26 protein-coding genes and 1 tRNA gene are annotated in these 26,496 nt (G+C 61.5%); 17 read left to right on the forward strand and 10 right to left on the reverse strand.

Annotated elements, in window-relative coordinates:
* Positions 1-19: 19 nt before the first annotated feature.
* Positions 20-424, reverse strand: a complete 405-nt coding sequence (locus BLV45_RS16270; RefSeq protein WP_090534903.1) for a PaaI family thioesterase — start codon at positions 422-424, stop codon at positions 20-22.
* Positions 425-638: 214 nt separating this feature from the next.
* Here BLV45_RS16270 and BLV45_RS16275 point away from each other — a divergent pair.
* From BLV45_RS16275 to BLV45_RS16285, 3 genes are all read left to right on the forward strand, one after another.
* Positions 639-714 (forward strand) — tRNA-Lys (locus BLV45_RS16275).
* Positions 715-1,031: 317 nt separating this feature from the next.
* The gene (locus BLV45_RS16280) at positions 1,032-2,225 is read left to right on the forward strand and encodes a GGDEF domain-containing protein (RefSeq protein ID WP_090534906.1); all 1,194 of its coding nucleotides are present in this window, start codon (positions 1,032-1,034) and stop codon (positions 2,223-2,225) included.
* 351 nt (positions 2,226-2,576) lie between these two features.
* Positions 2,577-2,879: a hypothetical protein gene (locus BLV45_RS16285; protein WP_090534909.1), complete on the forward strand. Its 303-nt coding sequence runs from the start codon at positions 2,577-2,579 to the stop codon at positions 2,877-2,879.
* Positions 2,880-3,177: 298 nt separating this feature from the next.
* Here the strand turns inward: BLV45_RS16285 and BLV45_RS16290 are convergent, their stop codons facing one another.
* The gene (locus BLV45_RS16290) at positions 3,178-4,044 is read right to left on the reverse strand and encodes a LysR family transcriptional regulator (RefSeq protein WP_090534911.1); all 867 of its coding nucleotides are present in this window, start codon (positions 4,042-4,044) and stop codon (positions 3,178-3,180) included.
* Positions 4,045-4,139: 95 nt separating this feature from the next.
* Here BLV45_RS16290 and BLV45_RS16295 point away from each other — a divergent pair, with 95 nt between their 5' ends.
* From BLV45_RS16295 to BLV45_RS16310, 5 genes are all read left to right on the forward strand, one after another.
* The gene (locus tag BLV45_RS16295) at positions 4,140-5,084 is read left to right on the forward strand and encodes an AEC family transporter (RefSeq protein ID WP_090534915.1); all 945 of its coding nucleotides are present in this window, start codon (positions 4,140-4,142) and stop codon (positions 5,082-5,084) included.
* Between the two features lie 190 nt (positions 5,085-5,274).
* Positions 5,275-6,231 carry a tetratricopeptide repeat protein gene (locus BLV45_RS27930; RefSeq protein WP_245753318.1) on the forward strand — a complete coding sequence of 319 codons (957 nt, stop codon included), beginning with the start codon at positions 5,275-5,277 and terminating at the stop codon, positions 6,229-6,231.
* Positions 6,126-7,631 carry an O-linked N-acetylglucosamine transferase, SPINDLY family protein gene (locus tag BLV45_RS27935; protein WP_245753319.1) on the forward strand — a complete coding sequence of 502 codons (1,506 nt, stop codon included), beginning with the start codon at positions 6,126-6,128 and terminating at the stop codon, positions 7,629-7,631. Before BLV45_RS27930 ends, BLV45_RS27935 begins: the two co-directional genes overlap by 106 nt.
* A 56-nt stretch (positions 7,632-7,687) precedes the next feature.
* A complete protein-coding gene (locus BLV45_RS16305) occupies positions 7,688-8,782 on the forward strand; it encodes a phosphoserine transaminase (protein ID WP_090534918.1) in 1,095 nt (364 codons plus the stop codon).
* Positions 8,783-8,806: 24 nt separating this feature from the next.
* On the forward strand, positions 8,807-10,264 hold the full coding sequence (locus BLV45_RS16310; protein ID WP_090534920.1) for an ATP-grasp domain-containing protein: 1,458 nt from the start codon (positions 8,807-8,809) through the stop codon (positions 10,262-10,264).
* Positions 10,265-10,321: 57 nt separating this feature from the next.
* On the opposite strand, the gene BLV45_RS16315 is transcribed toward BLV45_RS16310, so the two are convergent.
* The 5 genes from BLV45_RS16315 to BLV45_RS16335 form a co-directional block, all read right to left on the reverse strand.
* Complete coding sequence (locus BLV45_RS16315) at positions 10,322-11,104, reverse strand: ABC transporter substrate-binding protein (protein WP_090534922.1); 783 nt, start codon at positions 11,102-11,104, stop codon at positions 10,322-10,324.
* A 29-nt stretch (positions 11,105-11,133) separates the two neighbouring features.
* Positions 11,134-11,985 (reverse strand): carbon-nitrogen hydrolase family protein, encoded by an 852-nt coding sequence (locus BLV45_RS16320; RefSeq protein ID WP_090534925.1) that lies wholly within the window; start codon positions 11,983-11,985, stop codon positions 11,134-11,136.
* Between the two features lie 10 nt (positions 11,986-11,995).
* Positions 11,996-13,150, reverse strand: a complete 1,155-nt coding sequence (locus BLV45_RS16325; protein ID WP_090534928.1) for a pyridoxal phosphate-dependent aminotransferase — start codon at positions 13,148-13,150, stop codon at positions 11,996-11,998.
* Between the two features lie 162 nt (positions 13,151-13,312).
* On the reverse strand, positions 13,313-14,710 hold the full coding sequence (dbpA, locus tag BLV45_RS16330) for an ATP-dependent RNA helicase DbpA (RefSeq protein WP_090534931.1): 1,398 nt from the start codon (positions 14,708-14,710) through the stop codon (positions 13,313-13,315).
* A gap of 35 nt (positions 14,711-14,745) precedes the next feature.
* On the reverse strand, positions 14,746-14,931 hold the full coding sequence (locus BLV45_RS16335; protein ID WP_090534934.1) for a hypothetical protein: 186 nt from the start codon (positions 14,929-14,931) through the stop codon (positions 14,746-14,748).
* A gap of 261 nt (positions 14,932-15,192) precedes the next feature.
* Here BLV45_RS16335 and BLV45_RS16340 point away from each other — a divergent pair, with 261 nt between their 5' ends.
* The 7 genes from BLV45_RS16340 (at position 15,193) to BLV45_RS16370 (ending at position 20,887) form a co-directional block, all read left to right on the forward strand.
* The gene (locus BLV45_RS16340) at positions 15,193-15,990 is read left to right on the forward strand and encodes an ArsR/SmtB family transcription factor (RefSeq protein WP_090534937.1); all 798 of its coding nucleotides are present in this window, start codon (positions 15,193-15,195) and stop codon (positions 15,988-15,990) included.
* 363 nt (positions 15,991-16,353) lie between these two features.
* Positions 16,354-16,731, forward strand: coding sequence for a contractile injection system protein, VgrG/Pvc8 family (locus BLV45_RS16345; protein WP_143130436.1), 378 nt, complete (start codon positions 16,354-16,356; stop codon positions 16,729-16,731).
* Between the two features lie 200 nt (positions 16,732-16,931).
* Positions 16,932-17,507: a lysozyme inhibitor LprI family protein gene (locus tag BLV45_RS16350; protein ID WP_090534943.1), complete on the forward strand. Its 576-nt coding sequence runs from the start codon at positions 16,932-16,934 to the stop codon at positions 17,505-17,507.
* 41 nt (positions 17,508-17,548) lie between these two features.
* Positions 17,549-18,178: a hypothetical protein gene (locus BLV45_RS16355; protein WP_090534946.1), complete on the forward strand. Its 630-nt coding sequence runs from the start codon at positions 17,549-17,551 to the stop codon at positions 18,176-18,178.
* 76 nt (positions 18,179-18,254) lie between these two features.
* Positions 18,255-18,521, forward strand: coding sequence for a PAAR domain-containing protein (locus BLV45_RS16360; RefSeq protein ID WP_407671035.1), 267 nt, complete (start codon positions 18,255-18,257; stop codon positions 18,519-18,521).
* A gap of 388 nt (positions 18,522-18,909) precedes the next feature.
* A complete protein-coding gene (adh, locus tag BLV45_RS16365; RefSeq protein ID WP_090534949.1) occupies positions 18,910-20,430 on the forward strand; it encodes an aldehyde dehydrogenase in 1,521 nt (506 codons plus the stop codon).
* A gap of 64 nt (positions 20,431-20,494) precedes the next feature.
* Complete coding sequence (locus BLV45_RS16370) at positions 20,495-20,887, forward strand: DUF779 domain-containing protein (protein WP_090534952.1); 393 nt, start codon at positions 20,495-20,497, stop codon at positions 20,885-20,887.
* A 16-nt stretch (positions 20,888-20,903) separates the two neighbouring features.
* Here the strand turns inward: BLV45_RS16370 and eutC are convergent, their stop codons facing one another.
* The 3 genes from eutC to BLV45_RS16385 all read right to left on the reverse strand — a co-directional run bounded on the left by eutC (position 20,904) and on the right by BLV45_RS16385 (position 24,394).
* Positions 20,904-21,692, reverse strand: a complete 789-nt coding sequence (gene eutC / locus BLV45_RS16375; protein WP_090534955.1) for an ethanolamine ammonia-lyase subunit EutC — start codon at positions 21,690-21,692, stop codon at positions 20,904-20,906.
* On the reverse strand, positions 21,689-23,089 hold the full coding sequence (locus tag BLV45_RS16380; protein WP_090534957.1) for an ethanolamine ammonia-lyase subunit EutB: 1,401 nt from the start codon (positions 23,087-23,089) through the stop codon (positions 21,689-21,691). The genes eutC and BLV45_RS16380 overlap by 4 nt, the downstream gene beginning before the upstream one ends.
* A 330-nt stretch (positions 23,090-23,419) precedes the next feature.
* Entirely contained in the window at positions 23,420-24,394 is a 975-nt protein-coding gene (locus tag BLV45_RS16385) for an AraC family transcriptional regulator (protein ID WP_090534959.1), read from the reverse strand.
* Positions 24,395-24,585: 191 nt separating this feature from the next.
* Here BLV45_RS16385 and BLV45_RS16390 point away from each other — a divergent pair, with 191 nt between their 5' ends.
* Complete coding sequence (locus tag BLV45_RS16390) at positions 24,586-26,043, forward strand: dihydrolipoyl dehydrogenase (protein ID WP_090534961.1); 1,458 nt, start codon at positions 24,586-24,588, stop codon at positions 26,041-26,043.
* Between the two features lie 200 nt (positions 26,044-26,243).
* Positions 26,244-26,486 (forward strand): SymE family type I addiction module toxin, encoded by a 243-nt coding sequence (locus BLV45_RS16395; protein ID WP_090535283.1) that lies wholly within the window; start codon positions 26,244-26,246, stop codon positions 26,484-26,486.
* Positions 26,487-26,496: the final 10 nt, after the last annotated feature.

A 26,496-nucleotide genomic window follows, 5' to 3' on the forward strand; every position in this document is an offset into this window, starting at 1 on the left:
TGGATGTTGCGCGGCTGGCTCAGTCGAGCAGCGCGTAGGTGGTGGTGGCGTGGACGGCCAGCCGCCCGTCTTCGTCGAACAGTTCGACTTCACCGAACACGAGATTGCGGCCGAGGCGCAGCACGCGCGCCGTGACGAGCACGTCGCCCTTGCGGACGGCCTTCATGAAGCTGATGTTGAGCGAAACGGTGGTCATCGGCTTGAAGCCACCGAGCGCGGCCGAAATGGCGACGATCATCGCGGTATCGGCCGCGGCCATGAAGACCTGGCCGCAGATCACGCCGCCCGAATGCCGCAGCTCGCCGGAGAACGGGAGACGCAGCGTGGCGCTCTCGTCGTCGACCTTGACGGGCGTCAGCGCGAGCGCGCGCACCCACGGCGCGAGTACGCGGTCTAGCAGTTCGCGGATTGCGTTGTCGTCCATCGTGTGTCCCCGGTTCGGGCCGCGCTGGCAGGCGCGGCGTGTTGTCGCGACATCATACCGGGCGCGGCTGGAGTGCGTGTTCTGGAGCGGGTGTGCGGGTTCTGCACGCACGGCCTCGATGCGCTTGCAGGACCCGTCCGATAGATTTTTTTAGGAAATCTGCGAAAGGGGCTAGGCAAGTAGCGGGGACTCGTGCATAATTCGCAGTCTGTTTGGGGCGTTAGCTCAGTTGGTAGAGCAGCGGACTCTTAATCCGTAGGTCGAGTGTTCGAGTCACTCACGCCCCACCACCGAATTTAGCAGCAGGAAATCAGGCACCAGCGAGAAATCGCGGTGCTTTTTTTTCGTCTGTAGTCCGCGTGCGCAGGCGTCCAAAACTGGCCTTTACCGGAAATCTGCCGGAACGGAAGAATCCAGACCAGGCGATCCCAACTTTCGCATGAAGCCTGGAAATGGCGAAAATTACCGAAGTTTTGACCTCCGGATTGCACTGACGTCGAAATTTTTTCCGGTACGATATGCGCCTGCGCGGAGGTAGCCCATGTAGTTGCGCGACCTCGTCTCACGCCAGGTGCCGTCATGGCTCACACTCCTTGGTCACGCTGCCATGCCTATCTCGACCGCCCTTATCGGCATCGCGATTCTGTCCTGCCTGATGAGCTTCGCCGTTCTCGGCTCGCTGTTTCACGCCCAGATTCCCGGGATACGCCATTGGTGTGTGGCAAGTGGTCTGCTGACCATCACCGCCGCTCTCCTCCTTTTACCCAGGTCGGATATTGTCGTAGCAGGCGCGAGCACATTGCTGGTTGTGGCCTCGCTCCTCGGCCTTCAGGGCTTCCGGCAGTTCTTTCATCTGCGGCCATCGGTTATCTGGGAATACGGCGCGGTCGGTGCGATTCTGGTTGGACTCGTCTACTGGACCTACGTATCACCTGACGTCAATGCCCGAAATGCGGTGATTTCGGGGTTTCTCGCCTATATCCGGTCTGCTATCGGCTGGATTGTGCAGCGGTACCGGCCGGCGGGCAGACCCAAATATAGCTACCACTTCGTGTCTGTTGCCGCGGTCCTCGGGGCGATTGTCCACGCAGTCCGTTGTGTCATATACGGACTCGGTCTGGTGCATCAAACTACTTTTCTGGAGGCGACGCCGATAAACGTCGCGTTTCTCGCCATGGCCACGCTGACGTTGCCATGCCTGTCGGTGGGCATGGTCATGCTGGCTCATGACCGGCTTGCGGAGCGGATGGAACGCCTGGCGACCATCGACGATCTGACGGGCGTGCTAGGGCGACGGGCTTTCATCGCCCGGGCCGAGGCGCTGTTTGACCTGGCAAAGGCGGCGAAGTCGAAGCTGTCTATCGCGATTCTGGACATCGATAACTTTAAGCGCATCAATGACAGATACGGGCACGCAGCCGGTGACCAGGCGCTTGCGCATGTTGCCTTGACAATCTCGCGCGAAATTCGACAAAGCGATGTCCTTGGCCGCATCGGTGGTGAGGAGTTCGCACTGCTGCTTCCACTGACCGGGAAAGAGGAGGCTGCCCGCCTCACAAACCGGTTGCGCGCAATCGTCGCGGCGTCTGTTTCGCACGCTCCGGCCGGTGAGGTTACATGCACACTGAGCGCCGGCGTCGACGAGTTCGGTGCCGGCGATACCCTTGCCGCGGTGATGGCGAGAGCCGACACCGCGCTCTATGCCGCAAAAGCCAACGGCAGAAACTGCGTGATGCTAGCCGGGTCGTCGCAGAACCGATGGGTCGAACCCACAGAAGCGATCGCCTCAAGCCAGTCCTGAAGCGGACGGCTGCCGCTCTTGCCCCAAGCGACGCAGGCAGATGCCGGCCAGGCCGGATGTGCAGGCCGCCGACGATCCGGCGGCACCGACAGCGGGCATTCGCTGCTTGACCTATACTGTCCGGAGCGTTTCAGGAAATCAGTCTGTTAGATGATTTCCATTGCCCCTGGTATCGAGCAGTCATGTGCCCCCCGCGGCCGCCCGTTATCACGATCTCGTGCCATTCAACTGTGCATGCTGGCTGCATGAGTTCGTTCGCGTCGATCCCGGTCACGGTAATTGCTCAATCATGGTCAGGCAGACGGCGATCGGCTGCGTCGATATTCCAGCCCAATCACGGAGGAACGAATCATGGACAAGGCAATCAGCACATTAATCGCGGCCGTCGCCGCACTCGCGCTGTCGGGCAGCGCTTATGCACAGAGCAACAACACGCTGGCGACTCCGACCACCGTGTCACCGGCCGCCAATACAACGAGTGGCTACGGCACGCCTGGCGCCACCAGCTCGGACAGCGGCATGGGCACCGGCTCGCCGAACTCGCGCCCGCAGAACAGCACGAACAATAACTCGACGCCTGGCGCCAGCGCTTTCGGGAGCCACAACACGCTGGCGACCCCGAGCACGGCATCGCCGGCCAATAGCAGCAATTAAGGACGACAACCAGGCGCAGACGTAAAGCGAACAAACGCTTCAATCGCGTAGGGTGCCATTGTAATTGTGACCGGCTCCAGCGTTTCGCGACTAGCCGGCGCTGGTTAACACGACCGGTCTGCACGGTTCGATGCGGTCGAGCGTCGCCGTTATGGCTTTCCTTGGAAAAGTTGACTCTTGATCCGCAGATCGAGTGTTCAACTCACTCACACCACCAAAGAAATCTCAAAGGCCGGTTAGCTTTCGCTAACCGGCCTCTTGCTTTTATCCGGACCATTTCCGATAACCAAACTCGCCCCTAAGCCAGCGCCAGAAACCGCGCCAGACACGGATTCCGGTTCCCGGGCGACCACACCAGCACCTGCTCGGTCATCGGCGCATCCATCAGCGGCCTGAAGACCACCCCAGCCAGCTGTGCCTTGCGCATCGACGCCGGCACGAGCGCGATACCGACACCTTCATCGACGAGACTCAGCACCGTCTGCTGCAATTGCACTTCGAAGCGGATGTCCGGTTCGAACCCACCCGTCCGGCAATGCTCGACGATCGTCGCGCGCAGCGTCGGCGCGACTTCGCTCGATGCCATCACGAACGCTTCTCCGGCCAGTTGCGCAATCTTCAGCCGGCGCGCCCGTGCGCGCGGATGCGTCCGCGACAACGCCACGCAGAGCGGCTCGGTCACGACCGTGCGCGTCGCAAGCCCTTTGTCCGGCAGGCCTGGAAACATGATCGCGGCATCGATATGTCCGGCCAGCACCTGCGCCGCCAGATCGTTCGACACAACCTCGCGCAGGTTCAGCGCCACGTCCGGATACGCGTCGCCGAACGCACGCGCGTAACGCGGCACGACGCTGTAGGCCGCGCACATTGTGAATCCGATGCCCAGCGTGCCCGCTTCGCCCGCGGCAGCCGCCTGCGCGTTCTTCGCGGCCTGATCGAGCGCGGCGAGAATCGCGCGCGCGTCGCCATAAAAGCGCTCGCCCGCAGCCGTCAGCGTGACGTTGCGCGGACTGCGCTCGATCAGCGTCACACCCAGCGACGCCTCCAGCGCAGCCAGTTGCCGGCTGAGCGGCGGCTGCGTGAGATTGAGCCGCGCCGCCGCCCGGCCGAAATGACGTGTCTCGGCGAGCGTCACGAAGTATCGAAGTGGCCTGATGTCGATCACGATGCAGAAAAGGTATTGTTGAAAAGAGAATTCAGCATTGGATTGTATCAACGCGAACCACTACGCTTTCGCATTCCCTGCAACACGTCCAACCGATGTTCTCGACGCCTGAAATCCTGCTACCCGTTTTCGGGCTGATCTTCGCCGGCTTCGCCTGTCGCCGCCGCGGGCTGCTTGGCCCCACCGCCGCGTCGGAACTGAACCGCTTTGTCGTATGGCTCGCATTACCCGCGTTGCTGTTCGACATCATGGCGCACACCACATGGCGGCAACTCGATCAGCCGTCCTTCATCGGCACGTTCGCACTCGCATGCGCGGGCGTCTTCGTGTTGATACTCGTCGTGCGCCTGTTGAGCGGCCGGCATCTCGCCGACGCCAGCGTCGACGCGATCGCCGCCGCGTACCCAAACACGGGATACATCGGCTTTCCGCTGTGCATGATCGTGTTCGGCAACGCAAGCCTCACACCGACGACGATCGCCACGATCCTGGTCGCGTGCGTGCTGTTCTCGATTGCGATCGTTCTGATCGAAGTGGGACTTCAGACGGAACGCACGCCGCACAGGCTCGGCATGAAGGTGATCGGATCGCTCGCGCGCAATCCGCTGATCGTCTCTCCGATCGCGGGCGCAATGATGGCCGTCGCGCACGTGACGATGCCCGCAAGCGCGGAGACGTTCCTGAAGCTCCTGGGCGGGGCGGCGAGCCCATGCGCGCTGGTGAGCCTCGGGCTTTTCCTGGCGGAAAAACGTCCGGCAGGCGAAAGATCGCACGATGCGTTGATGCTGACCGCGGTCAAACTCGTGCTGCAACCCGCTGTAACGTGGTGGCTTGCGGCGCGGGTGTTCACCCTGCCCGTGACGCTCGTTCAAATGGCCGTGATGCTGGCCGCGCTGCCGACCGGCACCGGCCCGTACATGCTCGCCGAATTCTATCGACGCGAAGCGCACATCACGTCGCGCACCATCCTGCTGTCGACGCTCGGCTCGCTCGTCACGCTGTCGCTCCTGCTCGTGTATTTCCGCCACGGCGGCGCGTAAGCGACCGTCAAAAAAGCCACCGCCCACGCAAAGCCGGCCGCGCCGATCGTCCTTACATCCGACGGCTATCTGAAAGTAATTTGCGGTAACGCCACGGTAAACGTCCAGAAAGGGGCGCTCGATATGCTGCTCGTTCAAGCGGACAGGGACATGCCCGTCGCCACTCCCTTCAGAACGAGACAAAACATCCATGCTGCCCGATCAGCATCTGGCGTTGGCAAAAGAGCGGCACCTTGCAGGCGACCTCGCGGGCGCACGCAGTCTTTATGAAACTGTCCTTGCCGTGTACCCGGCCGAAGCCGACGTCATGTTTCGCCTTGGCGTACTCACGCTGCAATGCGGCGCATGCGACGACGCACTCGCATGGCTCGACCGCGCGCTGTCCCACGCTCCGCAGGAAGCCCGCTACCACTTCGCCCGCGCCCAGGTACTGGCGACGTCGCAGCGTTTCGACGAGGCGGTCGCCACTTACCGCGCGCTACTTGCATCAGAAGCCGCCTCCACGGATCTGTGGTTTGCGCTCGCCAGCACCCTTCAATTGAGCGGGGACACGCACGCGGCAGCGGCGGCCTTTGAATCGGTGATTGCGCTCGACCCTGCAAACGTCGATGCGTTGAACAACCTGGGCAACTGCCAGCGGCAACTCGGCGATACCGCGCAGGCGGAGGCCAGCTATCGTCGCGCCCTCGCCGTGCAGCCCGACTACGTGAGCGCCCTCACGAACCTCGGCACGCTGCTCCAGATGCGCGGCCAGATCGACGACGCGGTCGCACTCTTGAACAAAGCGGTACAGCTTATGCCGGACTCCCCGGCAAGCCTGCTCAATCTGGGCGTGGCGCTGCTCGAACAGCGTCGATTCGACGAAGCCGCGACCCTGCTTGAGCACACGCTCGCACTGGACCCGCAGTTTCCGGAGGCCGCCTACAACCTGGGCAACGCGCTGAACGCGCTAGGAAAGCGTCACGAAGCACAGGCTCAATACCGTTTGGCGATCGCGCTCGACCCGCATCACGCGGATGCGTACAACAACCTTGGGAACGTGTGTGCAGGGACCTGGGCGAATTCGACTCCGCGCTCGATGCGTTCGATGCAGCGCTGCGGGCACGTCCCGCCTTCGTGGCGGCCTGCAACAACGCAGGCAACCTGATGCGCACGCTGCACAGGACGGCCGAAGCGGAGACGCTTTTCAGAGCGGCACTGTCCATCGATCCAGATCATTCGGCGTCGCACAACAACCTCGGCAATGTCCTGAAAGACAGTGGCGCGCTCGACGAAGGCATCGTCCACTATCGCCGCGCGGTGCAGAGCGATCCCGGCAACGTGGTCGCGCACAGCAACCTTGCCTACGCGTTGACGTTTCAGTCGGAAAACGGCGAGGCCGCGTTTGACGAATGCCGCCGCTGGTCGGCCCGTCACGAAGCGCCGCTGCGTGCCACGCGCGAGCCACATGCGAACGATCGCAACGCTCACCGGCGGCTGCGTATTGGTTACGTCTCGCCGGATTTTCGTGACCACTGCCAGTCGCTGTTTACGGTGCCGCTGCTGTCTCATCACAACCACGATCAGTTCGAGGTCTACTGCTACGCGAGCGTCGAGCGGCCCGACGCTCTGACGCAGCGAATCGCCGCTTATGCCGACGTATGGCGCGATGTCCATGGATTCGACGACGGCCGCCTCGCGCAACAGATCCGGGCCGACGGCATCGACATCCTCGTCGATCTGGCCATGCACATGGCCGACGGCAGGCCTTTGCTGTTCGCCCGCAAGCCCGCACCGGTGCAGGTGGCATGGCTCGCATATCCCGGCACGACGGGTCTGGACGCGATCGACTACCGTCTGACCGATCCACGTCTCGATCCACCCTCGAACGACACCCTGTACAGCGAACGCTCGCTGCGCCTGCCGGACTCGTTCTGGTGCTACGACCCGTTGACGGATCAACCCGCCGTGAATGCGTTGCCCGCGCTGACGGCCGGCCATCTGACGTTCGGCTGCCTGAACAATCCCTGCAAGCTGACCGACCGCACGCTCGGGATGTGGGCAGCGGTGCTACGCGAAGTGCCACGCGCGCAATTGCTGCTCATGGCGCCCGCTGGCAACGCACGCGAAAGTCTTGCGGCACGCATGGAACGACAGGGCATCGACATTCAGCGCGTCCGTTTCGTCCCGTTCCGCCCGCGCGCTGAATACCTGCGCACGTATCACGAGATCGACATCGGGCTCGACACGTTTCCGTACAACGGCCACACGACAAGCTTCGACTCGCTGTGGATGGGCGTGCCGGTGATTACGCGAGTGGGAGAGACCGCTGTCGGTCGCGCCGGCATGAGCCAGCTCTTCAATCTCGGCCTGAACGAAATGGCGGCGCATTCGGATGACGCGTTTGTCCGGCTTGCCGTTGAGCTGGCCGCGAACCTGCCGCGTCTTGCTGGCTTGCGACAAACATTACGTTCACGCATGGCGCAATCGCCGCTGATGGACGGCGCGCGCTTCGCCGGTCACGTCGAGACCATTTACCGGCAAATCTGGCAATCGTGGTGCGCCTGAACGTCTGAGTCCCGGCAAACCACCCGACGCACGCATCGGACATCGACGCACGAAACATGACACCGAATTCACTGAATTTTTCTGGCGGCCCAGGCGCGTTGCCGGAAACGGTCCTGGCGCAAACTCGGGAGGCAATCGCGACGCTCCCGGAGACCGGTCTGTCCGTACTCGGAATGAGCCACCGGTCAGACTGGTTTAACGCGATCCTGCACGAAGCCGAATCGAATCTTCGTCACCTGCTAGGCATCTCCGACGACTACGCCGTGACCTTTCTCCAGGGCGGCAGCAGTCTGCAATTCGCGATGATCCCGATGAACTTCGCCGCAGCAGCGAACGCGCCGCCTGAATACATCAACGCCGGCTACTGGAGCGCGAAAGCTTCGGCCGAAGCTGCACGCGTGTGTCCAGCAAAAATCGCATGGGATGGCCGCTCAGGCGGTTACCGGCAACTGCCCGATCTGCGCGCGCTGGATGTGGCCCGCTCGTCCGCCTACCTGCATTACGTATCGAACGAAACAGTGGAAGGGTTGCAGTTCCCTTCCTGCGAAGAAGCGTCCGACGTGCCGCTCGTCGCGGACATGTCATCGGATTTTCTGTCGAAGCCAATCCGGCCCGAGCTGTTTTCGATGATCTACGCGCATGCGCAGAAGAATCTCGGCCCAGCCGGCGTCACGGTTGCGATCATCGACCGATCGCTGCTCGAGCGCATCCCGGATGGGTTGCCGTCCATTCTCGACTTTCGCACCCATATTTCGCATCGCTCGAACTACAACACGCCGCCGGTATTCGCGATCTACGTCCTGACGCTGGTGACGCGCTGGCTGCGCTTCGATATCGGTGGCTTGAGCGCCATGCAGAATATCAACGAAAGAAAGTCGCGGTGCCTGTACGAAGCGCTGGATTCGCTCGACGGTTGCGTCGCCGTTCACGCGGACCGCCGCTGGCGTTCGCAGATGAACGTCGCCTTCACGTTCGGCGACAGGCGTCTCGACGACGCGTTTCTCGTCTGCGCGCGGGAACGGGGCATGGTGGGGCTGGAAGGACATCGCTCGCTTGGCGGCCTGCGCGCCTCGCTATACAACGCCGTCACCCCTCAGGCGGTGGAGACACTGGCTCACGCCTTGACGGCGTTTTCCGCCGAGCGCGTTTGAAGCGGCGCTCACGCGCAACCCTGCATGCTCTATCTGAAGAACAACATGGCGAATCCCACGCAAGCAGGCGACGACAAAACGGAACCACGGAACGACGTGTCCGGCGCGGCGCAACTCACGGATCATGACAGGACCGTGCAGACTTCGCAGACGATCACACACCTGACGCATCTGCTGGATGCCGACCCGCTGAACGTCGGGCTACATCGTTCGATGTCCGACGCGATGCGCGATGCCGGCAACGAGACCGGTTATCTCGCTCACGGAATTGGCATCGAAACCTTCGAGTTGATGAAGACGCTGCCGCAGCCGTGGGCGATTCCGCTCTTCAACGTCGCGACCGTCTTCTTCATGAACGGCGACCATGAATCGGCGAGGCGCTGGTATGGGATCGCGCTGGACGTCGACCCGGATCTCGCGATAGCGCATCAGAATCTCGCTGCCGTCCATGACGCGACGGGCAACGTCACCGAAGCGCAGGCGCATCGCGCGCATGCCTACCGGCTGCAACGGATCTATGTGGAGCCCGCCGACAACGCGCCGCGCAAGGTGTTGATCCTGTGTACCGGCAACGTTGCAGGAAACGTCCCGTTCGACACGCTGCTTCCACCCGGCGCGAGCTATCGCATCAAGTATGCAATCGACTACGCAGGCGACGCGGAAGACGATCAGTTGCCGCCGTTCGATCTGGTCTTCAACGCGGTCGGTGAACCGGACATTGCGGAACCGCTCGCGCCACGTCTCGAACGCTTCGCGCAGCGGTGCAATCGCCCGTTGCTCAACCCGCCGGCGGCAGTCGCGCGAACCAGGCGGGACAGGCTGCCCACGCTCCTTGCCGGTCTCGACGACGTGGTGGTCGCGCCATGCATCCTGCTGGAAACGATGCCCGGCTCAGTCGACGCCCTCGCAGACCGGCTCGTCAGCGAAGGCATCGACTTTCCGGTTCTGACGCGCCCGCTCGCGAAGCATGGCGGTGAGGGGCTGACGATGCACGCCTCGATCGACGCGCTGTGGTCAGCGCTCGCAACCTTCACCGCCCCGCACTACCTGACGGCATTCCACGACTTCCGCAGCGCGGACGGGCATTTTCGCAAATACCGGACCGTGTTTGTCGACAGGGCGCCGTTCCCCTACCATCTCGCGATTTCATCGCACTGGATCGTGCATTACTTTTCCGCGGACATGATCACGGCGGACTGGAAGATCGACGAGGAACGCCGCTTCCTGCAGGAATGCGGCGCGGTGCTGGGAGAACGTGCGATGAATGCGATCGCCGCAATCGGCAGGCGTCTCGATCTCGACTACGGTGGCATCGACTTTGCGCTGCTGCCCGACGGCCGCGTGCTGGTGTTCGAAGGAAACGCAACCATGCTGGTTCATCGTGAGGCGAACACCGGTGTGCTCGCTCACAAGAACGTGTTCGTCGAGCGGATTGTCGACGCTTTCGAACAGTTGCAGGCCCGGCAAACCGGCGTCGCCTGAGTCGCTCCCGCCCTCGCACTTGAGTGTGCCGACCCGCGGGCAGGTCAAACCACTTCGTTACTTCGGCGAAACGTCGATGCTGCCGAAATACTTCTGCGCCAGCGTCTTTACCGTGCCGTCCGTCTGCAGCTTCACGATCGCGGCGTCGAGCTGCTTCTTCAGCGAATCGTCGCCCTTGCGCAGGCCAAATGCGATGCCGCTGCCGAGAATCCTGTCGTCACGCACCGGCTGGCCGACGAACGAATAATCCTTGCCGTCCGGACGCGACAGAAAGCCTGTCTGTCCCGCCGGCGCGAGCACCAGCGTGGCATCGAGACGACCGGACACGAGATCCGCGTACACCTGGTTCTGGTCCTGATACGACACGACGTTCACGCCGGCTGGTTCCCAATGCGCCTTCGCGTACGTTTCCTGAATCGAAGCCTGCAGCACGCCGACGCGCTTGCCCTTCAGCGATTCCGGCGTCGGCAGGAGGCCGCTGCCGTTGCGCGCGATCAGCTGCGTCGGAACACGGTAGATGATGTTCGTGAAATCGATGGCCTGTCGACGCTTCTCGGTGGCGTTCATCGCCGAGTTGATCGCATCGAACTTGCGGCCCTGCAGCGCGGGAATCAGGCCGTCAAACGACGTCTCGACCCACGAGCACTTCAGATGCGCGGTCGCGCAGACGGCGTTGCCGATGTCGATATCGAAGCCCTGCAGCTCGCCATTCGCACCCTTCGATTCGAACGGCGGATATTGCGCCTCGAGACCGAAGCGCAGGGTCGTCGCGTCGGCGGCGATGGCCGACACCGAGGCGAATGCACAGACTATCGCCAGCAGGTTCCTGAGCAGCTTCATGGATGATCTCCTTCCGTTTGATCTTCTGGTTAATCCGTCGTGACGCCGGACGGCGTTGCGATGCGTTTGTGCCTGTGTACCGGCAAGCGTTCGCGCACCGCATCGAGCACCGAGGAACCGAGCGTCGCGATCGCGAAGCCTGGCTCGTCGTCGTGTCGCGCGAGCACTTCACCCCACGGTCCGATGATCATACTGTGACCAAAAGTCCGCCAGCCGTTTGGATGCGTACCGCACTGGCCGGAAGCCAGCACGTACGCCTGATTTTCGACGGCACGCGCACGCAGCAGCAGCTCCCAGTGCGCGAGGCCCGTCGTATGCGTGAACGCCGCGGGCACGGCGATGACATCCGCCACCGGACCCGCACGGTACAACTCGGGAAAACGCAGGTCGTAACAGACGGAAAGCCGCAGCGTGCCGAACGGCCCGTACGCCGTGCCGACGCTGTCGCCACCCACCATCGTATCGCCTTCCGCGTGCTGCTCTGCACCCTGGCTGAAGCTGAAGAGATGAATCTTGTCGTAGCGCGCGCGGCACTCGCCGGTCGGGTCGAACAGCAGCGACGTGTTGTACGCATGCGTGCCGGCCTGCGCTCCTGCCGGACGGATCGGCACCGTGCCGCCGATCAGCCACGTGCCGGTATCGCGCGCGAGTTGCGCGAGCGCGTGCTGGATCGGCCCGTCGCCTGGCGTCTCGGCCAGCGCGACGCGCTCCGCTTCGTCGTTGCCGATCCAGCAGAAGTACTCGGGCAGGCTCACGAGCGTCGCGCCCGCGCGCGCCGCTTCGGTGACCCAGTGGCGCGCCTGCTCGAGGTTGTATGCAACGTCGTCGGTGCTGCTCATCTGCACGACGGCGGCGGTCAGCGTCTTTTCCATCTGACTCATGACGTACCCCTCAGATCGAACAGAGGCGGCGGGCGCCTTCGATCAGCGTCGCGTCGTCCTTCGAGAAGCTCAGGCGGATCAGGCCGGAATCGGTGCCGTCGGTGTAAAACGCGGAGAGCGGAATGGTCGCGACCTGCGCGTCGCGAATCAGGCGCAGCACGAAATCGCTGTCGCGTTCATCGGAGAATCCGCGGAAGCGCGCGAGCATGAAGAAGCTGCCTTCGCTCGGCAGCAGTTCGAAGCGCGATTCGCGCAGCGCTTCCTTCAGCAGATCGCGCTTCTTCTGGTAAAACGCGGACAGGCCGAGGTAACTTTCTTTGTGCGCAAGCGCATCGGCGAACGCGTACTGCATCGGCGTATCGGCGGAGAACACCATGAACTGGTGTACCTTGCGGATCTCGTCCATCAACGCGGCGGGCGCGAGACAGTAGCCGACGCGCCAGCCCGTCACGTGATACGACTTGCCGAACGAAGACACGATCACGCTGCGTTCTGCGAGGTCCCGATAGCACGCCATGCTCTGATGCTTCGCGCCGTCGAATATCACGTGTTCGTACACTTCGTCGGAGAGGATCACGATATCCGTGTTGCGCGTGACAGCGCGCAGGCGCTCGATGTCGGCATCGCTGAAAACGGTCGCGGTGGGATTGTGCGGCGTGTTGATGATGATCATGCGCGTCTTCGGCGTGATCGCGGCGGAGACCTCGTCCCAGTTCACGCGGAAGTGTTCGAGCGAGAGCTTGATCGGCACCGGCGTTGCGCCCTGCAGACGGACGATCGGCGCGTAGCTGTCGAACGAGGGCTCGAAGTAGATCACCTCGTCGCCCGGATGCACGAGCGCGCTGATCGTCGAATAGAGGCCTTCGCTCGCGCTCGCGATGACGGTCACTTCCGACGTCGGGTCGTAGCACACGCCATACAGCTGCTCGACCTTGTTCGACAGCGCCTCGCGCAGCGCGCCGATACCGGCCATCGGTGCGTACTGGTTATGACCGTCACGCATGGCCTGCGCGACGCCATCGACGAGCTTCGCGTCCGGCGCGAAATTCGGCGCGCCCTGCGAGAGGTTCAGCGCGTTGTGTTCGGCGGCCAGCTGGCCGATGACGGTAAAGATCGTCGTGCCCACGTCGGGCAGTTTCGAGCGGGCTTGCAAGGCGCTCTGCATGAGGGTTCCTCCATCGGACAGCGTATCGACGGGACGTCGCTCGTGCGGCAATCCCATCCTGTTGCTGCCGATTAGGCATCAACCAATACGCAGCCACAATCGAAAGTTTGTCATGCGCGGCATGCGTTTACGTCATGGCGTCGCCCGACGCCGCGACAGGCCTCAGTCTTCGTCCATCAGACGGACCTTGACCTTCTTGCCCTTCACCTTGCCCGCGTTGAGCTTGCGAAGCGCGTCCTTCGCCACGCCGCGCTCGATCGCCACGTAGGTGGAAAATTCCGTTACGTTGATCTTGCCGATCTGCGAGCCGGCAAAACCCGCGTCGCCGGTCAGCGCGCCGAGCACGTCGCCCGGACGGATCTTTTCCTTGCGGCCGCCGAGAATCTGCAGCGTTTCCATCGGCGGCAAAAGCGGCGCGTTGCTCGCCGGCTTCAGCTCGGAGACGGGATGCCATTCGACTTCGCGCCCCTTCGCCTGCTCGATGCTGCCGACGCGTCCCATCTCGTTCATGCTCGCGAGGCTCAACGCCCAGCCGTCCTGATCCGCGCGGCCCGTGCGGCCGATGCGGTGTACGTGTACTTCCGGATCGGGCGTGACGTCGACGTTGATCACCGCTTCGAGCTGTGCGATGTCGAGGCCGCGCGCCGCGACATCGGTGGCGACGAGCACGGAACAGCTACGGTTCGCGAACTGGATCAGCACCTGGTCGCGTTCGCGCTGGTCGAGCTCGCCATGCAACGCGAGCGCATGAAAACCCTGCGCGCGCAGCACATCGAGCAGATCGCGGCATTGCTGCTTCGTGTTGCAGAACGCGATCGTGCTGACCGGGCGGTAGTGGTTCAGCAGCAGGCCGACGGTATGCAGGCGGTCGTTCTCCGTCACTTCATAGAAGCGCTGACGGATCTTGCTGTCGTCGTGACGCTCCTCGAGCTTCACGTCCTTCGGATTGCGCAGGAACTGCTGGCTCAGCTTGCCGATGCCCTCGGGATACGTCGCGGAAAACAGCAGCGTCTGACGCTCTTTCGGACATTGACGCACGACCGTCGCGATGTCGTCGAAGAAGCCCATGTCGAGCATGCGATCGGCTTCGTCGAGGACGAGCGTGTTGAGCGCCTTCAGATCGAGGCTGCCGCGCTCCAGGTGATCCATGATGCGCCCCGGCGTGCCGACGACGATGTGCGCGCCATGTTCGAGGCTCGCGGTTTGCGGACGCATCGGCGTGCCGCCACATAGCGTCAGCACCTTCACGTTTTCCTCGGCGCGCGCGAGACGGCGGATTTCCTGTGTGACCTGGTCGGCGAGTTCCCGCGTCGGGCAGAGCACCATCGACTGCACCGCGTAGTTGCGCACGTCGAGGCGCGCGAGCAGCGCGAGGGTGAACGCGGCCGTCTTGCCACTGCCGGTTTTCGCCTGCGCGATCAGATCCTGGCCGGCGAGCGCGACCGGCAGACTGGCCGCCTGGATCGGCGTCATCTCCAGATAGCCGAGCTGCGCGAGGTTGGCCAGCATCGCGGGCGGCAGCGGCAGCTGGCTGAAAGGGGCGGGAGTGGGCTTGGTCATGTGTTTTGCCTGAGGGTCGTTGCGCGTGCGTCGGCTTACGAAAGCGGACGGCCTTCGATCTGCTCGTAGACGATCGTTCCATCGTCCGCGTCGAAGCGCTCGACGTAATTGCGCGCGCCGCACATCGGGCAGCGGAACAGCAGCCCTTGCCCTTCATTCTTGATGATGACGTCGGACGTTTCCCACTGGGCGCCGCATGACTGGTTTCTGCACGTAAACATCGTTGATTCTCCCGCCTGATCCGGCTGTCTGTTGAGGCTTGCCACGTGTGCGAAGCCAGGGCAGCGCGGATTTCGTGGTGCGTTATATCGAAAGCCCGGCAGTGTCGCACGAAACGGATTCCGTTCGCCCGGTTTCGCCCGCCGCGACGCCGCGTTCTCCGTAATAGACCACAAATAGCACCCGGATCACGGGAAGAATCGTGTGCAATTGGCCTGGATACGCCTTGACACGTGACCATATGGTCACCTATTGTGGGAAGCATGGATGACGTTTTTAGAGCTTTGGCCGATCCGACGCGCCGCAGCCTGCTCGACGAGCTGTTCAAGGAAGACGGACAGACGTTGAGCGCGCTCGAAGCGCGGCTGCCGATGACGCGCTTCGGCGTGATGAAGCACCTGAAGCTGCTGGAAGAGGCGGGGCTTGTCGTCGCCCGTCGTCAGGGGCGCGAGAAGCGGCACTTTCTGAACGCCGTCCCGATCCAGCTGATCTACGACCGCTGGGTGAGCAAGTACGCCGCACCGTGGGCCGCGACCCTGAGCGGGCTGAAACATCAACTGGAGGACAGGACGATGGAAAAAGTGTTCGAGATTTACATCAAGACGACGCCGGAACGCCTGTGGGAAGCGATCACCAGCAAGGCAATGCGGGCGAAATACACGTTCGGGCTTCAGATCAGTTCGGACTGGACGCCGGGTTCGCGTTACGAAGGCGTGAGCGGCGGCCAGCCGGCCGCGGGTTCCGCGGCTCACAGCGCGATTCTGGAAGGCGAAAACCTGGAGATCGATCCACCGAGGCGACTCGTGCAGAGCTTTCGCGCGCTGTGGAGCGACGACGTGAAGAGCGAGGGCACGTCGCGCGTCACGTGGGAAATCCAGCAGGTCGCGGATTCGTGTCGTCTGACGGTGACGCACGATCAGCTGCGTGACGAGGCCAACCCCGAGCTGTATGGCGGATGGCCGATGATCCTTTCGGGCCTCAAGACGCTGCTCGAAACAGGGGAAACGCTGACGACGCCTGGTTCGCTGATGTACGCGCAAGGTCCGGTGGCCGGGGCTTGAACGAGGTTTGCAAGGAGGCGGCTGAATCACCGCCTGTCTCATATCACCATCAAAAAACTGGACACACTGGGTCGCAACGCCAACGCAGACCGTTTGCGTCGGGACACCGTTGCGCCCGCAGCGCAGGTTTTCGCTGCCAGTGAACTTGCCCGCTCCCTTGGCGGGTTGACGTCTTCCCCCGGTTTCCCGCGCCAGGGAAATCGAGTCAACAATTCTTCAGATAAATCTGGTTTCAACCGTCCCTTTTTTGCGCCACGCTCGCACTGGCGGCTGCTGGGCTGCGTGCGCAGTGCCTGGCAATACGAACAGGTTTTCGCCATGGCGAAGCCGTGTTAAGACGCGCTGATAACGGGATGAAAAACGATGACCGGAATGGATGAGGCAGGTAGGCGAATTGATGGATGGGCAGCGGTAACCGGACGGCAACCCTACCACCTCGAAGTACTGGGCGAAGAAAGAATCAATGATATTTCGGTCGTGTCCTTTCGTATCGTCGAAAAGATGGGACAGCCGTACCGCATCAATCTCGTCGCTACACATCTGCAGAGGCTGAAACGGGACGTGATCCTGGGACATGAAGCAAGATTCAGGATGGTGCCCGAGGATGGTAGCGAGCCACGCGTGTTCTGGGGGCGTATCACACGCTTCTCGCACACAAAGACCACGGTGGATCTGAGCAGCTACGAGATTGTTATCGAGCCGCACATTGGCTGCCTCACCCCGCGCACAACTCAGACATAAGCCTCATCAAAAGACTAGAGCACACATGAGAGCAATCAGAGGCGATATCGTTTCCGATAATCTGGCAGATGTGCCAGTTCAGTGGCGAGCCATGAAATCACTATGGATTGGAACTGGACAGAATGGCCTGGTAACTCGTCGCGAGAACGAAGCGAGCCTATTCGAAAAGGGAATGAATTGTAATTGCTGGAAGTGATCTCATGAAAAAAAATATTGGCCTCATATTTTTCTTATCGATATTTTCAAGTGCAACGACGGCCGGTTCACTATGCAATAGTAACGTGACTCGTGAACTTGAAGCATGTGCAAAAAGCAACTTCGAATCGTCAGATGTTCAGTTGAACATCAAATATAAGACCCTCTTTTCCAAGTTTTCAGGTCGAAACAAGGACATGCTTATAAATTCTCAACGAGAATGGATTCAATACAAGGAAAAATCTTGCCAAGCAACGTATGATGCCACCAACCCGGGTGAGGAAGCAGGAATAGAGAAATGGACCTGCCTTGATAATCTTACCAAAATTAGGACAAAGGAATTGCAGTATCTGGATAGTGGATCAGGTATGGACGAGTTCTTCCATGCCGTAGACATTGTTTCAAAATTCTATGAGGCTGGAGATAGAAATAAATTCATTGATAAGTTGGCAGATAAGGCATCCAGCAAAGGTGATCCAATCTGGAATTTTTACATAGTAGAAAATTGCAAGTTGGCGGCCTCCCGGCTTCACGAGGAAAAAAAGGACTGTATGGCAAGACAAGGTTTCTATCTTTACTAAATTCACGACTTTATAAGTCATTCGAATGATGGAGATCGGTCTTGACATCTTCCACCCAGCGTGAAAGCAATGCACAGTCGTTTTTCAGTGTCGTGCCGGCCTACATCCTGCTCTTCAAAGACGAAAATGGCGATTGGTGCGTCGATACAGAAAGAACCGGGCTCGGTCGCGCAGTCACATGTTTTCTGTCGCCATTCGATGCCGTTATCGAAGCGGCCCACTACACGAGGCACGGGTGGCCCCATCAGGTCATGGCCGCGTCTCAGTTCGAAGAGGGCCTGTTTCGCGAGCATGACGGTCACGGGCTTATTGCCGACATACACCTCGGATGGCCTGCGATCGATGGTCGGATTCTCGCGCGGCCGGGCGGCGCATTCGGCAGATGTTGTCAAGTCATGCACCATTGGGCGCTTGATCGATCCGGGTTCGAAGTCGATGAAATCATGCTCGCGGAATACACCCGGTTTCGTGAACTCGCGGGTCTTTATGCGTGGCAAGAAACGGCACGGAACATTCCGAACTGGACCGGTCTGCGCCGACAGGTGATTGCAGAACAGGCCATGGACTCACTCGAGCTAACGCACGGAGACCCGAAAGATTGCAGGCAGCTTGCCTTGTTCGATCCAGAGTTCCAGCAGTGGCATTTTGTGCCCTACGCTGAGACAACGTAACTCCGGTAAAGAGACGGTTTTTCAACGCATCACCATTAGTTTCAGCGAAATTTACGATGAGTCAACGTTTTGACATCTGCGACGGCGACACGACCACAGCGGGCGGGTACATGCCAGTTCACGCGAAGACTTTCTTAATGGTCGCGCACTGGCATACGAAGGCGACCAGGTATGGTGTCCGAAATGCAACGCGATGGGTTGGATTCTTTGCGTCGACAGGCGCGTGCCGAATACAGGTGTCAACGGTCGTACGCAGGCGTTGAGCTCTGACTGGTGCGTTTGCAAGTGTGACCAGAAACCATTGCTGGTTGCATCGCAGAGCCAGTCTGGAATGCGTGCATAAGGTCCGGTCGCGCGTACCAGGCCACACCAGCGATGAACAGACGCGCCCGACGGCACGTTTCCGTTCACCACTGGGCATGCGGATCCGCCTGCGAATGGGGAATCACCAAACGATGCATGCCCCTTGCTGTTCAGCGCGGCTGAAAAGGTGTCACAAAAGCAGCGCTCCCCTGTGTTCAAGTCCTGAACAGGTGTCCCCCTGTGTGTTCAGGACTGACGCATCGACCTGAACCGCGAAGCATCGGTTCGACACCATGCGCCGTCGCAGTGCCCATGTACATGTGTGAATTCCGCCGGTTGTGCCATTGGCACGCTTCTGGCGTATCCGGTTCGCGGCGTGCAGAAGAGCGCACCGACGATAAACGATCACACATGTGAGGAGCACACTGATGAACCATGCAGAGATGCAGTTTCTGACCACCGAATTCCCGTACAAGAAGCAGTATGCGAACTTCATCGGCGGCGAGTGGGTAAAGCCCGTTGGCGGCGAGTATTTCGATAACATCTCGCCGATCACCGGCGAGCCGTTCACGTCGATTCCGCGCTCGCGCGAAGCCGACATCGAACTCGCGCTCGACGCCGCGCATCGCGCAAAGGTCGCGTGGGGTAAAACGTCAACGACCGAGCGCGCGAACATCCTGAACCGCATCGCCGATCGCATGGAAGCGAACCTGCAGCGCATCGCCGTCGCGGAAACGATCGACAACGGCAAGCCGCTGCGCGAAACGATGGCGGCCGACATCCCGCTCGCGATCGATCATTTCCGCTATTTCGCGGGCTGCGTGCGCGCGCAGGAAGGCTCGATCTCGCAGGTCGACGAAGACACCGTCGCGTATCACTTTCACGAGCCGCTAGGCGTTGTCGGCCAGATCATTCCGTGGAATTTCCCGATCCTGATGGCGGTGTGGAAACTCGCGCCGGCGCTCGCCGCAGGCAACTGCGTCGTGCTTAAGCCCGCGGAACAGACGCCCGCCTCGATTCTCGTGCTGCTCGAACTGATTCATGACCTGCTGCCGCTTGGCGTGTTGAACGTCGTCAACGGCTTTGGTCTCGAAGCGGGCAAACCGCTGGCGTCGAACAAGCGCATCGCCAAGATCGCGTTCACGGGTGAGACGACGACGGGCCGGCTGATCATGCAGTACGCGAGCCAGAACATCATCCCCGTGACGCTCGAACTCGGCGGCAAGAGCCCGAACATTTTCTTCGCCGACGTGATGGATCACGACGACAGCTACTTCGACAAGGCGCTCGAAGGCTTCACGATGTTCGCGCTGAATCAGGGCGAAGTGTGTACGTGTCCGTCGCGCGTGCTCGTCGACGAAAAGATCTACGACAGGTTCATGGAGCGCGCGCTCAAGCGCGTGGCGGCGATTACTCAAGGCCATCCGCTCGACACGAAAACGATGATCGGCGCGCAGGCTTCGCAGGAACAGCTTGAAAAGATCCTGTCGTATGTCGATCTTGGCAAGCAGGAAGGCGCCCAATGTCTGATCGGCGGCGAGCGCAACACGTTGGGCGGCGAACTGAGCAAAGGCTATTACGTGAAGCCGACCGTGTTCAAAGGCCACAACAAGATGCGCATCTTCCAGGAAGAGATCTTTGGGCCGGTGGTCTCCGTCACGACGTTCAAGAATGAAGATGAAGCGCTGGAGATCGCCAACGACACGCTCTATGGCCTCGGCGCAGGCGTCTGGACGCGCGACGGCACACGCGCCTATCGCTTTGGCCGCGAGATTCAGGCTGGACGCGTGTGGACGAACTGCTATCACGCGTATCCGGCCCACGCGGCATTTGGTGGATACAAGCAGTCAGGCATCGGACGCGAGAATCACAAGATGATGCTCGATCACTACCAGCAAACGAAGAATCTCCTCGTCAGCTACAGCGAGAAGCCGCTGGGCTTCTTCTGAGCTCGACGCTCCCGTGGGCGAGCCGCACGTTGCGGTTCGCCCTTTTTTTCACTGGAGTGACGTCATGGCAGACGATGGAGTAGCACGTGTGATCGCAACACCCGCCGCGGAAGCGTTGATCCATAAACTCGGCGCCGAACATGGATCGATCCTGTTTCATCAGTCGGGTGGATGTTGCGACGGCAGCGCACCGATGTGCTTTCCTGCTTCGGAGTTCATGGTGGGCAGCTCGGACGTGCGGCTCGGTGAGATTGCCGGTGTGCCGTTCTTCATGAGCGAATCGCAGTTCGAATACTGGCAGCACACGCAGTTGATCATCGACGTCGTGCCGGGCAACGGCGGCATGTTTTCGCTTGAACGTCCGACCGGGATGCGCTTTCTTACGCGTTCGCGCCTCTTCGAGGATGCGGAAAACGCGTGGCTCGAAAAGCATCCGGTTGCGCGCGCCGATGCGTGATTAAAGGTGTTTTCTCTCAGGCAGACGGCGGCGCCGGGACCGCTGCCGTCGCTGCGGTTGTTCCTGGCAAGGCATCACTTTCGTCTTTAAGGCCGACGCCGGTCAACCCGAGGCGACGCGCATGCGTCAGCAGATAATGCAGTCGGTGTGCGGCGGCATCGTATGAAAGTCCTTCGGGGCGCACGTTTGAAATGCAGTTGCGCTGCGCGTCCGTGCAACCGGTTTTCGGCGCCCATGTCAGATAAATGCCGAGGCTGTCCGGCGAACTGAGGCCCGGCCGCTCGCCGATCAACATCACCACCAGTTTTGCCTTCAGCAGTTCACCGATTTCGTCGCCGAGCGCGACGCGGCTCTGGCGCGCCACCACAACGGGGCCGATTTTCCAGTCTGAAAGCCGCGCGCAGACGGCCTGCAGTAAAGGCAACGACTGTCGCGACGCAGCGAACGCGGAAAGACCATCGGCGATGACGAACACGACGTCGGGCGGATCGATCGTGACGCGCGCGAGCGCTTCGCGGCTCTCGTCGGACAAACGCCGCCCAAGATCCGGACGACGCAGATAATGCTCGCGATCGGGCGCCGCGCTATGCACATCGAGCGACGTGAACCCATGCGCGCGCAGTTGCTCATGCAAGGCATCGGCGTCGAGCGGATGATGCACGGCGTCGCGCGCCTGCGCGTGCGAGAGATCGAATGCCAGCAGCGGCGCGGTCGGCAGACTGTTTCCCGCGCGACCCAGAGCGATACGCGCATTCGTGAATTCGCGCAGCGCGTTCCATGGATTCTTTTCGAGGAAGTCGCTCATGCGAGGTCGGCTCCGATCCAATCTTTGGCGCCTTGCAGTAGCGGCTGGCGAAGCGATGCACTCAAGAGCGCGCCGCGCGTATCGGCGATCTGCATCGACTCCAGCCATTCTTCGAATTCCGGCGCGCGACGCAGGCCTAAAACATCGCGCACGTACAGCGCATCGTGGAACGACGTGCTTTGATAGTTGAGCATCACGTCGTCGGCGCCGGGAACGCCCATGATGAAATTGACGCCGGCAACGCCCAGCAGCGTGAGCAGGTTGTCCATGTCGTCCTGATCGGCTTCCGCGTGATTCGTATAGCAGATGTCGCAGCCCATCGGCACGCCGAGCAGCTTGCCGCAGAAGTGATCTTCGAGACCGGCGCGTGTGATCTGCTTGCCGTCGTACAGATACTCCGGTCCGATAAAGCCGACCACCGTGTTCACCAGAAACGGATTGAACTTGCGCGCGACGGCATACGCGCGCACTTCGCACGTCTGCTGGTCGACGCCGTGATGCGCGTTCGCCGAAAGCGCGCTGCCCTGCCCGGTTTCGAAATACATCAGGTTGTCGCCGACCGTTCCGCGTTTGAGCGACAACCCCGCCTCATACCCTTCCTGCAAAAGCGCAAGCGTGATGCCAAAACCCGCGTTCGCCTTCTCCGTTCCCGCGATCGACTGGAACACGAGATCGACCGGCGCACCCTTCTCTATCGCGGCAATCGTGCTGGTGACGTGCGTGAGCACGCACGACTGCGTCGGTACCCGATAGCGCTGGCGGAAGTCGTCGACCATGTGCAGCAGCGTGGTGATGGCGGCGAGGCTGTCGGTGGCGGGATTGATGCCGATCATCGCGTCGCCGCAACCGTACATCAGGCCGTCGAGCATCGACGCCGCGATGCCCTTGACGTCATCGGTTGCGTGATTCGGTTGCAGGCGCACGGACATGTGTCCGGGCAAGCCGACGGTATTGCGAAAGCGCGTCACCACCGGACGCTTGCGCGCCGCCACGATCAGATCCTGATTGCGCATCAGCTTCGACACCGCGGCGACCATCTCCGGTGTCAGGCCCGCCGTGATTCGCGTGAGCGCGGCGGTATCCGTCGTGCCGGAGAGCAGCCAGTTGCGGAAATCGCCGACCGTCAGATGTGCGATTTCGGCGAACGCTTCGGGCGAGTGATCGTCGATGACGAGACGTGTAACCTCGTCGCTTTCGTACGGCACGACCGCTTCGTTCAGAAACGTGCGCAACGGCACCGCTGCGAGCGCGATCTTCGCGGCGACGCGTTCTTCCTCGCTTGCCGCCGCGATGCCGGCGAGCTGGTCGCCGGAGCGCAGCGGGCTCGCCTTCGCCAGCAGGGTTTTCAGATCGGCGAACCGGTACGTACGGCTGCCGATGGTCTCCGTATAGCTCATCTTCCGTTGCTCCATCGCCGTTGCCCGGAAGCAGCGGCTTTGCGTGGCGCGTCAGTCTTCGAGCAGGGCGTTCGCCGGTGCGACTTCATGCTGACGACGCGTCGGCAGAAAGTGCCGGTAGAAGGACACGAGACAGATCGCCATCTGAAAGTTGAAGTACACCATGGGCTTGTGTGGGCCGCAAGCAGATGTCCATCGGCCGATGGTAGAGCGCCATTAATCGATGGTGTTACCGGAAATCGGCAAGGATCAGGCGGTTTGACATGCGTGAGAACGCGCCGTGTGCGTCACGTCGCTTGAAAGAACAACGGTCCTTGCCAGCGTCGTTGGTTATTCCGCGCGGATGTTGCCGCCGGAAGAGCGCCAGCGCGCCGGCGTCACGCCGATCTGTCGTTTAAAGACCCGCTGGAACGCGGCTTCCGACTGATAGCCCACCGCTTCGCCGATCTCGGCAACCGGCGTGGCGGATTGCAGCAGCGCGCGGCCGGCGATCGTCATGCGCACTTCGGTGAGCACGTCGGTGGCCGAGCGGCCGATGGCTTCCTGGAACTGTCGCACGAACGTCGCGCGCGACATGTTGCAGAGCGACGCGAGCTGATCGAGCGTCCACGGCTCGCCGGGCGTCTCGAACATCGCCGAGACGGCCGCCTGCAGCCGCGGCCGGCCCGCGAGCGCGAGCAGCCCGTGCGGCGGTGCCGACAGTTCGCTCGCGAAGCGCAGCGTCAGCGCGAACAACGCCGCCGAGAGATGGCTCACGAGCGTTTCGCTGCCCGGCCCGTCGTCGGTGGCTTCTTCTCTCATCAATTCGATCAGGCGTGTGAGACGCGAGTTCGCCGTCGACTGGGTGGATTCGCCTGCGTCGCCATGCGCGTTGCCCGTGTTGCGCGCGTTCGCGCTGCGGACGATCAGGCGTCCCGGCAGGTGATCGCGCAATAACCGGTCGGGGACCGCGCCGAGCAGGAAGCGGCCGCAGAGGATGTCCGCCGATGCGCCCTCGCCGCCGTTCTCCATCACCACCGATGAGACCGCCTGACGCGATGCGGGCTGTATGGGCGTCTCGCCGCTGCCGTCGTGGATGCGATGGGCGTCGCCGGCTGGAAACACGATGATGTCGCCGGGGAAGAGCCGCTCCAGTGGACCGGTGCCGTCTTCGACCACCGCGCTGCCGGAGAGCAGCACGTGATACGGAATTTCGCGGACACCCGACTTTTCCTGGCTGATGGCCCACGGCGCGCCGAAGTGACAGCGCACGTCGAGGCGTCCGGTGACGGGCATCAGGGAAAGGAGTCGACTTAACAGATCCATATGAGCCGCTTGAGCATGTTTATGCGTCGTTTGAGGGTTACTGCCGGGCGCGCGCCGACGTAGAGTGACCTCATGCAATTGCCAGCCGATTTTACTTGAGGCGGGCGCGGGCCGTTGGAGCCGGTGTCCACGTCTTGTGGACGGGGGTTGTGAGCGGTTGTCGGCCATATGCGCTACCCATTGAGGATGTCATGAAAACAGTTCAAACCGATGTTGCGATTATTGGCGCCGGTAGTGCCGGGTTGTCGGCGTACCGCGCGGCGAAGGCGGCAGGCGCGTCCGCGATTCTCATCGAAGGCGGGCCGTATGGGACGACGTGTGCGCGTGTGGGATGTATGCCGTCGAAGCTGCTTATCGCGGCGGCTGAGGCAGCGCATGCCGCAGCGCGGACGGCGCCGTTTGGCGTGCATGTCGACGGGACTATCCGTATCGATGGGCGTGAGGTGATGGCGCGGGTGAAAAGCGAGCGTGACCGCTTCGTGGGTTTTGTGGTCGAGAGTACCGAGGGGATTCCGGAAGTGGACCGGTTGACCGGTTACGCGCGGTTTATCGATGATGGGTTGTTGCAGGTCGGTAATCACACGCAGGTGCGTGCGCGCAGTGTGGTGATTGCTACCGGTTCGTCGCCGTATGTGCCGGAGATGTACCGGAAGCTGGGCGACCGGGCGATTGTGAATGACGATGTTTTTGCCTGGGACGATCTTCCGCGGAAGGTCGCTGTTGTGGGCGCTGGGGTGATCGGGCTGGAGCTGGGGCAGGCTTTGTCGCGGCTCGGGGTGGATGTGACCGTTCTCGGCGCGCGTGGGCGGGTTGGGCCTTTGACGGACCCTGAGGTTAAGGCCTATGCGGAGAAGGTGTTTGCTGATGGGTTCCGGTTTTTCGCGCGGGCTGAGGTGGAGGCGGTTTCGCGTGAAGGTGACAGCGTGCGGATGCAGTATCGGACTGGGGTTGGTGCTGGTTCTGCTTCTGGGCAGGTGGTTGAGGATACGTTTGATTATGTGCTGGTTGCGGCGGGTCGGCGGCCTGATGTGGCTGGGCTGGCGCTGGGGAATACATCCCTTGAGGTCGGTAAGGACGGCGTGCCTGTTTATGATCCGCTGACTTTGCAGGCCGGTGCTTCCCCTGTGTTTATCGCCGGGGATGTGAATGGCGTGTTGCCGTTACTGCATGAAGCCGCCGATGAAGGTAAGGCGGCTGGGACGAATGCTGCGCGGTTTCCAGATGTTGTGCCGCTGGGACGGCGGGCTCCGATTTCGGTGGTTTTTTCAGACCCGGGCGTGGCGATGGTTGGTGCGCGGTTTGTTGATCTGGCGCCGGGTTCGTTCGTGATCGGTGAGGTCAGTTTCGAAGACCAGGGTCGTAGCCGGATCATGTTGCGTAATCGTGGGTTAATGCATGTTTATGTCGACAAGGCTACGCGGCAGTTCGTCGGCGCGGAATGGATCGGGCCGGATGCTGAACACATCGCTCACTTGCTGGCGTGGGCGCTGCAGATGAAGCTCACCGTCGATGCGATGTTGGAAATGCCTTTTTATCATCCTGTGGTTGAGGAAGGGGTTAGGACGGCTTTGAGGGCTGCGGTGGTAGCGCTGGGCGAGGTTGGGGCGCGAGAGGTGTTTCCTGTTGATCCAGCTCAAAATGCCGGCTGATCTTGCCGCCGGATGGCCGTTCGGCATATTGTTTGCGAATTTTCACTGCGTGAAAATAGATCGGATGACTCACTAAACGTCATCGACCGAGCCGATTGATAGAACGGCGGAGAACACCTGGAAGGAAAAGAAGCGCGGGCCGTATGGGCGGCAACCCATACGGCCCGCTGACCACAACCAACTCAACGAAGGAGTTGACTATGGCTGACGCCAATCATAAAGCAGTTGCGCCTGTTACCGAACGCTTCGCGACGATTTCGTCACAAAGACGGCCGAGGCCGATTAGAAGCGTCCACGATTACTACCGCCCACGTAAGGATTTGCCGCCGGCGCCCTGGATTCGTCTCGCGGGACGATGGCTCGAAAAGGCCGGGTTTCAAATTAACAGCCGCATTCGGGTCGAGGTTCAGCGTGGGAAGCTTGTGATCACGCTTGTGGGCTGAACATCGGTGT

This window comes from Paraburkholderia sartisoli (genome assembly GCF_900107685.1).
GTDB lineage: Bacteria > Pseudomonadota > Gammaproteobacteria > Burkholderiales > Burkholderiaceae > Paraburkholderia > Paraburkholderia sartisoli.